8 protein-coding genes and 1 tRNA gene are annotated in these 11,657 nt (G+C 30.6%); 7 read left to right on the top strand and 2 right to left on the bottom strand.

Translation table 11 applies throughout. The features are described 5' to 3' along the window. Window positions 1–71 precede the first annotated feature (71 nt). The 7 genes from Q1A15_RS11260 to Q1A15_RS11290 all read left to right on the top strand — a co-directional run bounded on the left by Q1A15_RS11260 (window position 72) and on the right by Q1A15_RS11290 (window position 10,316). Window positions 72–153, top strand: a tRNA-Leu gene (locus Q1A15_RS11260). A gap of 140 nt (window positions 154–293) precedes the next feature. Next, on the top strand, window positions 294–2,969 hold the full coding sequence (locus tag Q1A15_RS11265) for a substrate-binding domain-containing protein (protein ID WP_299623436.1): 2,676 nt from the start codon (window positions 294–296) through the stop codon (window positions 2,967–2,969). Window positions 2,970–3,281: 312 nt separating this feature from the next. After that, entirely contained in the window at window positions 3,282–4,817 is a 1,536-nt protein-coding gene (locus tag Q1A15_RS11270; protein ID WP_299623439.1) for a YifB family Mg chelatase-like AAA ATPase, read from the top strand. 42 nt (window positions 4,818–4,859) lie between these two features. Further along, a complete protein-coding gene (gene pabB, locus Q1A15_RS11275) occupies window positions 4,860–6,173 on the top strand; it encodes an aminodeoxychorismate synthase component I (protein ID WP_299623441.1) in 1,314 nt (437 codons plus the stop codon). A 6-nt stretch (window positions 6,174–6,179) separates the two neighbouring features. Then, on the top strand, window positions 6,180–6,998 hold the full coding sequence (locus Q1A15_RS11280) for an alpha/beta hydrolase (RefSeq protein WP_299623444.1): 819 nt from the start codon (window positions 6,180–6,182) through the stop codon (window positions 6,996–6,998). Between the two features lie 15 nt (window positions 6,999–7,013). Beyond that, the gene (tilS, locus tag Q1A15_RS11285; protein WP_299623447.1) at window positions 7,014–8,324 is read left to right on the top strand and encodes a tRNA lysidine(34) synthetase TilS; all 1,311 of its coding nucleotides are present in this window, start codon (window positions 7,014–7,016) and stop codon (window positions 8,322–8,324) included. A gap of 15 nt (window positions 8,325–8,339) precedes the next feature. After that, window positions 8,340–10,316, top strand: a complete 1,977-nt coding sequence (locus Q1A15_RS11290) for a cytochrome c biogenesis protein CcdA (RefSeq protein ID WP_299623450.1) — start codon at window positions 8,340–8,342, stop codon at window positions 10,314–10,316. 71 nt (window positions 10,317–10,387) lie between these two features. Here Q1A15_RS11290 and Q1A15_RS11295 read toward each other — a convergent pair whose 3' ends face one another. Next, window positions 10,388–11,200 carry a DNA/RNA non-specific endonuclease gene (locus Q1A15_RS11295; RefSeq protein ID WP_299623453.1) on the bottom strand — a complete coding sequence of 271 codons (813 nt, stop codon included), beginning with the start codon at window positions 11,198–11,200 and terminating at the stop codon, window positions 10,388–10,390. Then, the gene (locus tag Q1A15_RS11300; protein WP_299623456.1) at window positions 11,193–11,642 is read right to left on the bottom strand and encodes an acyl-CoA thioesterase; all 450 of its coding nucleotides are present in this window, start codon (window positions 11,640–11,642) and stop codon (window positions 11,193–11,195) included. Before Q1A15_RS11300 ends, Q1A15_RS11295 begins: the two co-directional genes overlap by 8 nt. Window positions 11,643–11,657: the final 15 nt, after the last annotated feature.

The raw sequence follows: 11,657 nt of genomic DNA on the forward strand, positions 1-11,657 counted from the left end.
TTAGAATTAATTGTATTTAAGTTTGAGAATTAAATTCTTTATGTATATTTGCACACCAAATTTTAGTATTAGCGGGTGTGGTGGAATTGGTAGACACGCTAGACTTAGGATCTAGTGCCGCAAGGCGTGGGGGTTCGACTCCCTTCACCCGTACAAGTTAAAGAACGCAAAACAAGGCTACAACATAATGTCTTAGTTTGCGTTTTTTTTGTTTATTTTAGTTAGTATCTTTTAAGTCAAAATAGTAGAACGTGGGGGGAATCAAGAAAATACTATTTTTCATACTGTTAATAGTGCTACTATACGGATGTCATAATTCGGATAGTAAAAAAGAATATGTAATTGGCTATTCACAATTTTCTTCAAGTGAAGATTGGAAAGAAGCTATTATGAAATCGATGAATATAGAAATCGGATTTCATGATAATATCGAACTTTTAGTTTCAGAATCTAGTGGAGATGTAGATAAACAGATTTATGATATAGAGAAGTTTATCGATCTTGGTGTAGATGCTATTGTGGTATCACCGATTGCGCCAAGACCTTTAAAAGCTATAATGAAAAAGGCGATCGAACAAGAAATTCCAGTAATAGTTTTAGATCGAGAAATAAGTACTTACAATTCATTTATTGGTGTAAATAATTACGAAATCGGATTAAATGCTACGAAATATTTACAGTCTTTAAAAAGAAAATTAAATATTGTAGAAATTAAAGGTTGGGCAGGAACCACACCAACTAGGCATATTAGTTTAGGTTTTCATAAGTTTATAAAGGAAGATGAAAATTTAACTGTTTTAGGTAAGGTTCAAGATAGTTATGATGGTTCAGGAATAGAAGATAAACTTCGAAATCTTCTTTCAAAGCACGATAATGTCGATTACATTTTTGCTCATACAGATGCATTAGCAGAAAAAGCGCATAAGATTATAAAGACTTTAAACTATAAAGATGTTAAGTTCATAGGAGTTGGAGGTTTAAATTCTGAAAATGGAGGAGTAACATTAGTGAAAAAAGGAATTTTAGAAGCAACTGTACTTTGTCCAACTGGAGGGAAAGAAGCTATAAAAACTGCATTAGAGATTATTAATAATGGAAAGGCGAAAAAAGAAAAATTATTGCCTTCTGTTGTAGTTGATTCAACAAATGTTGATTTATTAAGTAGACAATTATCTTTAATAGATACGCATGAGTCTGACATTAAAAAGCAACATCAACTTATAGAAGAGCAAATAAAGTTATATAAATCACAAAGAGATTTTTTAATAGCAACACTAATCTTTTTAGGGATTATTATTACGTTGTTGATTATCACTTTACGAGCTAAAAGAAAGCTTGTCCAACAAAAAAGATTATTAGTCAAGCTTATTGATCAAATTGATAGTCAGAAAAAAGAAATAGAAAAAATAGCAGACGATTTAAAAGTTACAAACGAGATAACCAATAACTTCTTTACTGGAGTTTCTCATGATTTTAAAACACCAATATCTTTAATCTTATCTTCTACAGAAACCTTAATTGGTTCTAAAATTGAACAGAAACCTAAGGAATTTAATCTGATTTATAATAACTCTAAGCGATTGCTTCGAATGATAAATCAGTTGTTAGATTTTAGAAGAGTTGAAAGTAGAAGTTTTAAGTTAAGAGCATCTAAAACGCATATTGAATCTTTTATTACATCAATATTTTTAGATTTTAACAACGAAGCAGAAAAAAGACAAATAGATTTTTCTTTACAAGTAAAAGTTAAAGATCCTGAAGTGTATTTAGATCGTGATTTATTCGATAATTTGTTATTTAACTTATTGTCTAATGCATTTAAATTTACACCTGATGGAGGGAAAATTTCAGTAATTCTTGAAGAGAGTAAAAACAATATTTTTATTGCTATTAAAGATTCAGGGATAGGGATTTTAGAGCAAGAGAAAGACAAAGTGTTCAATCAGTTTTATCAAGGTTCTAACAACAAGAAAGCAAGTTCAGGAATAGGATTATACCTAACGAAAGAATACGTGAAACTCCATAATGGAGAGATACGTGTTATTTCTGAAAAAGACAAAGGAGCAGAGTTTGTTATTTCACTTCCTAAAGGAAAAGCTCATTTAAAAGAAGAAGAAATTATCCAGAATCAAGATATAAAAGCGAATGGATATCTTAATCAGGATGTATTTGAAAAAATAGGACAAAGAAATACTTTAGATAATAAAGAAAAAGAAACTTTATTAATTATAGAGGATAATAACGATTTACGATTGTATTTAAAAGATAAGCTTTCAGATTATTATGAGGTTTATGATTGTAACGGAATTAAAGTAAAAGAAAAGATATTAGATATTATTCCAGATGTTATCGTAAGTGATGTTAATTTACCTGAAGTAAGTGGTTTTGAAATTTGTGAAATGGTAAAGAAAGATGAAAGAACTTCTCATATTCCTGTATTAATATTAACAGCATTAACTTCTGATGAAGCACATCTTAAAGGATTGAGATCTGGAGTAGACATGTTTTTAACCAAGCCATTTAACTTATCTGTTTTATTTCAATCGATTGAGAGCTTATTGTATAACCGAAAGAGAATACAAAATCACTTTAAAGAAGCGGTAAGTTCTAATAATGAAAAAGAGAAGAAACCGAAAAGTAAAGAGCAAAATTTTCTTGATAAAATAGATGAATTGATAGCTAATAATATTGATGATTCATCTTTTACGGTAGAGGTTTTAGCTGAGTATTTAAGTATTTCTAGAGTGCAACTATATCGTAAAATAAAAGCACTTTTAGGTATAACGATTAGTGATTACATTCAAAATATAAGATTAGAAAAAGGTAAAGAGTTATTACTTTCAGATGAAGAATTAAGTATCGCTGATATTGCCTATTCTGTAGGTTTTTCTTCTCCTAATTACTTTTCAACAGCATTTAAAAATAAATATCAAGTAACGCCAAATAAATACAGAAAAGAAAATAATTAATAGTAACATTTCTAAACTTAAGCTTTTTGTAAGTTATTGTTTTATAGCAGTTTTTCGTTTTTTATTAGGGTGTAACATATTTAAAGTATTAAGAAGTGGAATAACTGTAACTTTGTTGCAATAATCAATTATTTGTGATTTCTTTCGAGAAAGAACTGGTAAAAGAATTGGGGGATTATTTTACACTTCATCCAAATAAAGATTATAAACTTTAAGCGCGATTTTTAATCGCGCTTTTTTTGTTGGGAACTAGAAATCATATGGTTTTAAAATAAAAAACTTACTTTTACCGTAATTGTTAAAGAAAAAGAAATGCTAGTTAAAGTTTTTGGATCTGCTCTGTTCGGAGTGGATGCTACCACAGTTACAGTAGAGGTTAATATAGATAAAGGTATAGGCTATCATTTAGTCGGTTTACCTGATAATGCTATTAAAGAAAGTAATTACAGAATTGCTGCTGCGCTACAAAATATTGGTTATCGAATTCCAGGAAAAAAGATCACAATAAATATGGCTCCCGCAGATTTGAGAAAAGAAGGATCCGCTTACGATTTAACTCTGGCCATTGGTATATTGGCCGCATCAAAACAAATTCAAGCAAAAAATCTTGATGATTATCTCATTATGGGAGAGTTATCATTAGACGGAACTTTGCAACCCATAAAAGGTGCTTTACCTATTGCAATTCATGCCAAAGAATCAGGTTTTAAAGGTTTTATTTTACCAAAGCAAAATGCTAGAGAAGCTGCTGTTGTTGATGGATTACAAGTTTTTGGAATAGATAATATCAAGGAAGTAATCGGCTTTTTTGATGTAGGAAAAGATTTACAACAAACAGAAATCGATTTGGCAAAAGAATATGGAGAAAAACTTAACAATCCTGAATATGATTTCGCAGACGTAAAAGGTCAAGAAAGTATTAAAAGATGTATGGAAATTGCCGCTGCTGGTGGACATAATATTATTTTAATTGGTCCTCCAGGTTCTGGTAAAACAATGTTAAGTAAAAGGTTGTCTTCAATTCTACCACCAATGACACTTGAAGAAGCTTTAGAAACAACGAAAATTCATTCTGTTGTTGGTAAAGTAGCAAGTTCTGGATTAATGATAGACAGACCTTTTAGAAATCCACATCATACCATATCAGATGTAGCTTTAGTTGGTGGAGGTTCTTATCCACAACCAGGTGAAATTTCATTGTCTCATAATGGTGTGTTGTTTCTAGATGAATTACCAGAGTTTAAACGAAGTGTTTTAGAAGTAATGCGTCAACCATTAGAAGATAGAGAAGTAACAATTTCTAGAGCAAGATTCACGGTAACGTATCCTTCATCATTTATGTTAGTAGCAAGTATGAATCCTAGTCCGGGTGGTTATTTTAACGATCCTGAAAACGCAATGAATTCTTCACCTGCTGAAATGCAACGATATTTAAGCAAAATTTCAGGTCCGTTATTAGATCGAATCGATTTACACATTGAAGTGAATCCCGTTCCTTTCGAAAAACTTTCAGAAGCTAAAAAAGGAGAATCTTCTGTTTCAATAAGATCAAGAGTTACAGAAGCGAGAGCTATTCAAACTCAACGTTTTTTAAGTATAGAAAAAGTGCATTATAATGCACAAATGAACACAAGGCAAATTAGAAAATTTTGTCAATTAGATAAAGTTTCTATGGATTTGTTAAAGTCAGCAATGGAAAGATTAAATCTTTCTGCAAGAGCTTATGATCGTATTTTGAAAGTAGCTAGAACTATTGCTGATTTAGAACAATCTGAAAATGTAGAATCTAGTCATATCGCCGAAGCTATTCAATATAGAAGCTTAGATAGAGAAGGTTGGTTGGGATAAAAATTTAACTGTTTTGTAATTCTCATTTAGTATTTTTGCCGAATGCTTTCGAGGACAAGTAATACATTTTTTCTGGAGAATCCTGCCGATTTTAAAAAGCGATTATTAAAATGGGGTTCGATTCATGAGACTGCTGTTTTTTTAGATAGTAATCAATATGAACAAAACTATTCTAGTTTTGATTGTGTATTGGCTGTAGAAGAATTTACATCTATAAAAACAGATTATTTTAATGCATTCGAAAAGTTAAAAGAATATCAGTCATACACTAAAGATTATTTGTTTGGCTATTTATCTTACGATGTTAAAAATGATGTTGAGCAATTATCATCAAATAACTACGACGGATTAAAATTTCCTGATGTTTACTTTTTTCAACCTCAGAAGATTATACAGATAAAAGATAATACAGCTGAATTTTTATATTTAAGAGCTTTTGATGATGAAATTGAAGAAGATTTCGAAGCCATTTTAGAAGAAAATTTAAATGCAGAATCTGTTGAAAAACAAAAAGAAGCAATTAAAATTAAATTAAGAATTCACAAAGAAGAATATTTTGATAAGCTAAATACAGTTTTAGAGCATATTCAAAGAGGAGATATTTACGAAGCAAATTTTTGCCAAGAATTTTATGCAGAAAATGTTACGTTAAATCCATATGAGATTTATACAAACTTAAATGCAATATCAGAACCACCTTTTGCTACATTTTTTAAGCATGAAGAATTGTATTTACTCTCTGCTTCACCAGAAAGATATTTAAGAAAAGACGGAAGTAAAATTATTTCACAACCTATAAAAGGTACTGCGAAAAGATTAGTGAACTCTATAGATGATGGAAAAATCGCTTTTGATTTAGCTAGAGATGAAAAAGAGAGATCAGAAAATATAATGATCGTAGATTTAGTTCGAAATGATTTATCAAGATTAGCTAAAAAAGGATCAGTAAAAGTCGAAGAATTGTGCAAGGTGTATTCTTTCAAACAAGTCCATCAATTAATATCTACAGTAGTTTCCGAATTAGATGAAGGCGTGCATCCTGTAGATATTATTCGAGAAACTTTTCCAATGGGAAGTATGACTGGTGCACCAAAAATTTCAGCTATGAAAATCATTGAAAAAGTGGAAGAAACAAAAAGAGGATTATACTCAGGAGCTTTTGGTTATTTCACACCAGAAGGAGATTTTGATTTTAATGTAGTGATTCGAAGTATTCTATATAATTCTGAAGAAAAATATGTATCTTATTCGGTAGGCGGAGCCATAACACATAAATCTATACCAGAAAAAGAGTATGAAGAATGTTTGTTAAAGGCAAAAGCCATGAAATACGTATTAACCAAACAGAGTAATTAAAAGCTTATGCATAGTACATTAAAATTCAAGCACAACAACACCAATTTTTTTGGGCAATATTGGAAACCTCAAGAATATAAAGCTATTGTTATTATTCTACATGGTTTAGGAGAGCATTCTGGTAGATTTTCTCATGTTGCTGAAGAGCTTGTAAAGCATGATTATGCAGTAATTGCTTTTGATCATTATGGACATGGAAAAACTGAAGGGAAACGAGGACATAATCCTGGCTATGAATATGTAATGGATAGTATTACAGCTTTCGCACAACAAACTGAAAAAGTTTTAGGAGAGTTTCCAACGTATCTTTACGGGCATTCTATGGGAGGAAATGCAGTATTGAATTTTATGCTGTCTAGAGATAATACTATTAAAGGAGTAATCGCTACAAGTGCTTTTCTAAAGTTAGCATTTGAACCACCAAAATGGAAAATTAAACTAGGTAAAATGTTGCAAAAAATAGCACCATCATTAACATTAGATAATGAAGTAGATGCAAGTTTTATTTCTAGAGATGAAAATGAAGTAAAACGTTACATTAACGATCCATTAGTACATTCCAGAGTAAGTCCTAATTTTTCTTTAGCCTTTATAGATAAAGGAAACTATGCGATAGAAAATGCTTCAAAACTTAAAGTTCCAGGTTTGTTACTTCATGGAACAGATGATAAGTTAATTAGTTATTTAGGAAGTGAGCAATTTGCAAACAAAAATGATATTGTTCAGTTAAAATTGTATAAAGATGCATATCATGAATTACATAATGATTTATGTAAAGAAGAAACAATAAATGACATCATTACTTGGTTAAACGCTCAACAATAATTTGAATTAATTTTTGTGCTTCATCATTTTAAATCACATATAAAAACTAATTTCTCGTTTTTAGAAGAGGAACCATTCTTAATAGCAGTATCTGGAGGAATAGATAGTGTTGTTTTAGTACATTTATTTCACAGTTTAGGGTTTAGTTTTAGTATAGCGCATTGTAATTTTAAATTACGAAGTACAGCGAGTGATTTAGATGAAAAGTTTGTGAAAACGCTTGGAGAGCAACTAAAGATAAAAGTGTTTGTAAAGGAGTTTGATACATCTCAATATGCAACTTCAAATAATTTGTCTATACAGTTAGCTGCTAGAGAGCTACGTTATAACTGGTTTCATTCTCTGTTAGAGATAGAACAATTGAATTATATTTTAACTGCTCATCATGCAGATGATAACTTAGAAACTTTTTTAATCAATTTAACTCGAAGCTCTGGATTAGATGGTTTAATAGGAATTCCAAAAAAGCAAGGAAACTTAGTTAGACCTTTACTTCCATTTTCTAGAGAAGAAATTGAAAATTATGCAAAAGAACAAGGCATAAATTGGCGAGAAGATGAAAGTAATGCAGAGTTAAAATATTTAAGAAACAGAATTCGTCATAAAATAATTCCAGAGCTAAAAGACATAGCTCCTAATATTTTAAAAAGTTTTGAAAAAGTTTCACAAAATCTATCCGAAAGTAAAGTGATAATTGACGACAGGATAGAAGAAATTTCTGAAAAACTATTTGAAAAAGATGAAGATTTAATAAAAATCAACGTCGAAAAAGTGTTAAAATTATCAAATCCTAAAGCTTACTTGTTTCAGTTATTAAAAGATTACAATTTTTCAGAATGGGATAATGTTAACGACCTGTTAAATTCACAATCAGGGAAACTTGTGAGTTCTAAAACCCATGAAATTCTAAGAGATAGAGACTATTTGTTGATTTCAGAAAAGAATAAGGATAAGGTTGAAGAAATAAGGATTAAAGTAGGTTTAGGAACCACTAAAATTGATGAAAATACAGAGATCAAAATAGAAAAATACAACAAAAATCAACTACTAGACAAAAAATCTATTCTAGTTAACAAAAATTTAGTAACTTTCCCGATGATAATAAGGAAATGGGAAGTTGGAGATTTTTTCTATCCTTCAGGGATGAAGGGAAAGAAAAAAGTAAGTAAGTTTTTTAAGGATGAGAAGTTTTCTAAGTTTCAAAAAGAAAAAACTTGGTTGCTTTGTACTAAAGAAAATAAGATCATTTGGATTGTCGGAAAAAGACAAGACAGAAGATTTACTACTTCTACTTCTACAAAGGATGTATTAAAAATAAGTATATAAATAACCCCAATGACAATGAAAAGAGTTTTTACCCTGCTTTTGTTTATTCTAGGATTTTCATTCGCAACTTTTGCGCAAGATGATGACCCACTAGAAGTAGAAACCTCTGTTAAGAAAATCTCAGATACTGAGTACGATTTAATCTTCACTATTTTTATTGAAGACGATTGGCATCTTTATTCACAGTACAACCCGAAAGATGCATCTTTACCAATGACGATTAAGCCGTCTGTTGGTGATGAAGGTTATACTTTAGTTGGAAAAGCCGTAGAAAGTGAAACAACTACTGAGTATAGCGAGATATGGGGAGTAGACGAAATTTTCTTTACTGAAGAAGCAACGCTTACTCAACGTATAAAGTTAGATGACACAAGTTTAAGACAGATATCACTTAATATAGACGCCCAAGTTTGTAAAGAGTTTTGTTTACCATATGATAATGACTTCACTTTTTCTTTAGATGGAGGTGATATCGTAGAAACAGTTGCTGAAGTAAGTGAAACAAGTAAAGAATTAACAAGTTCTTTAAACTTAGACTTAAAAAATAAGGAATTATTAAATGCAAATGTTAATGGAGCTACCGACGAGGAGAAAGGAAATTTATTCAATATTTTCTTACTAGGATTCTTAGGTGGTTTAATTGCTTTCTTAACACCTTGTGTATTCCCATTAATACCTTTAACGGTTTCGTTTTTTACAAAACAATCTGAGAAGAAATCAAAAGGTGTTACAAATTCGATCTTATATGGTTTCTTTATTGCTGCTATTTATGTAGCTTTAAGTTTACCATTCCACTTTGCAGATAGTTTAGATCCTGAGATCTTAAACACTATTTCTACAAACATGTGGTTAAACATATTCTTCTTCATAGTACTTGTATTTTTTGCTGGATCTTTCTTTGGATTCTATTCAATTACATTACCAAGTTCTTGGAGTAACAAAACAGATAGCGCATCAGGAATTGGAGGAATCATTGGTATTTTCTTCATGGCTGTAACTTTAGCTATCGTTTCTTTCTCTTGTACAGGACCAATTTTAGGTTCTTTATTAGCAGGGTCATTAACTTCTGATGGAGGTCCAATGCAATTAACTGCTGGTATGGGAGGATTTGGTGTAGCATTAGCTTTACCATTCGCATTCTTTGCACTTTTCCCTAAGTTATTAAGTGCTTTACCTAAATCTGGTTTCTGGATGAAGGCAATTACTGTAATGTTAGGATTTATTGAATTAGCTTTAGCATTCAAATTCTTATCAAACGCAGACTTAGTAGGACAGTGGAATTTCTTAAAGAGAGAAATCTTTATCGGAATCTGGATTTTAATTACTGTATTAGCAGCATTATTTATGTTCGGAGTAATTAAATTCCCTGGAGGAGAAAAAGTTAGAAGAGTATCTGGATTAAGAATTGTTATAGGTTTAGCAGTATTAGGTTTCGCAGTATATATGGGGCCTGGTGTAACTCAAAAGCCAATCTGGAATCAAAACTTATTAAGTGGTTTTGCACCACCTCAATTTTATAGTGTTTACGAATTACAAGATAACAAGTGTCCTTTAGCTTTAAATTGTTTTAAAGATTTTGACGAAGGAATGGCTTATGCAAAATCTGTCAATAAACCAGTTTTATTAGATTTTACAGGATGGGCTTGTGTTAACTGTCGTAAAATGGAAGAAAACGTTTGGAGTGAAAACAACATCTATAATACATTAAAAGATGATTACGTATTAATCTCTCTTTACGTAGATGATAACGAGAATACTTTACCACCAGAAGAGCAATTTGATTTTGTAAAGCCTAGTGGGAAAATTAAGAAAATTAGAACCTATGGTGAAAAATGGGCTACTTTACAAACTGTAAACTTTAAGAATGCTTCACAGCCTTTCTATGTACAGTTAAGCCCAGAAATGGAAGTTTTAAACTCACCACAACAGTATACAGATAAGTTAACTTATTACAACTGGTTAAAAGAAGGTTTAAAGAACTTTAAAGAGTAAATCTTTAAATATATCCGAGTAAACAAAAAAGGTTTCGTTTTAAACGAAACCTTTTTTGTTTTTATAGATTATTACTTAAAAGACCATTTTTTATAATCTTTAGAAGTTTCTAATTTATTTTCTATGTTATCAGGTAAGTGCCCAAAGAAATCTATTCCTGTTTTCTTTTCTATGATATCTATAGAAGTAACAAAGTCATATAACGGTTTTTTACTTTCCTTATGTGGAATTAAAAATGCAATTGCTTTTATTTCTGGTTTTGTATAATCTAATACAATCTTGTAGAAAGTATTTGGAACAGTAACTTTTTCTTTTCCTATTGTTTTATTTCCTGAGTTTAAAATACCTCCGGTAACTACATAAACTTGCTTATTTCTTTTAGCCCAGTAACGAACTTTTTGTTCTAAACGATTCCAAATTCCTGCGTTAAAATCATGTTTTTGCGGCGTTATGTTCGATGTGTAGAAAGTTTCATTAAAAGCTTTTAAAGTAGCTTTTCTGTCTCCAGCAGGACATAAATGGCCTTTGTCATAACCAGATTTCTTGTAGTTTCTCCAATCAGAGGATTGAGTCTTCACTTTAGGGTCTTGAATAAAATAAGGTCTTTTGAATTTTGAATATGCAATATCGTTACTATGTAAACGATACGCTACCCATTCTGCTTGTTCATGTTTCTCATCATAAGACAAAGAATACCCATTATGATGAATTATTTGCCCAGTTGTTGAGCTAGGCAAATAATTAAATTTAGAACTATCATTAGGTGTTTTATTCTCAGTTGTATTAACATCTTTTGAGATGACTTGCTCTTTTTTTTCAGTATAATAATAAGCGGTCATTACACCTAGGACAAGTAAAACACTGATGACATTTTTTTTACGCATTAGTTTTTAATTCTATTAGCTTAAAATCTTCAGTTCTTTCGGCATCATTAAAAATAACTTGGAACTTTTCTGGTGGAACAGTTAATTTTCTTTTGGCTAAATCTAACCAAGCACCATAAACATTGATTACAGCAGAAAGTTGTCCTTTTCCGTTAAAAACTTCGTGTTGAATTTTCCAACGTTCACCTTTACCAGATAAACCAGTAATTTTTAGATTTACAGAAATATCTTCCCCTAAGTGAATTTCTTTTAAAAATTTAGTGTTTTCTTCGAATAAAATCGGACCTACTTTTTCTTTAGTAAAATCGTGAATTGTAATTCCGAATTGATTAAAATAACGCAGTCTTGACTCAGCAGCATAATCATTATAAGCTGTATGCCTCATATGAATGTTAGCATCAAAATCTGCCCATCTTGTGGTAAAGTTTACAATAAAGCTCATGTGTATTTTATAATT

The sequence above is a fragment of the uncultured Tenacibaculum sp. genome (assembly GCF_947495995.1).
Lineage (GTDB): Bacteria > Bacteroidota > Bacteroidia > Flavobacteriales > Flavobacteriaceae > Polaribacter.

Excerpts from the sequence above, each read along its gene's own strand:
- Q1A15_RS11270 (WP_299623439.1), top strand. The coding sequence starts at position 3,282 with ATGCTAGTTAAAGTTTTTGGATCTGCTCTGTTCGGAGTGGATGCTACC.
- pabB (WP_299623441.1), top strand. The coding sequence starts at position 4,860 with ATGCTTTCGAGGACAAGTAATACATTTTTTCTGGAGAATCCTGCCGAT.
- Q1A15_RS11280 (WP_299623444.1), top strand. The coding sequence starts at position 6,180 with ATGCATAGTACATTAAAATTCAAGCACAACAACACCAATTTTTTTGGG.
- Q1A15_RS11290 (WP_299623450.1), top strand. The coding sequence starts at position 8,340 with ATGAAAAGAGTTTTTACCCTGCTTTTGTTTATTCTAGGATTTTCATTC.
- Q1A15_RS11295 (WP_299623453.1), bottom strand. The coding sequence starts at position 11,200 with ATGCGTAAAAAAAATGTCATCAGTGTTTTACTTGTCCTAGGTGTAATG.
- Q1A15_RS11300 (WP_299623456.1), bottom strand. The coding sequence starts at position 11,642 with ATGAGCTTTATTGTAAACTTTACCACAAGATGGGCAGATTTTGATGCT.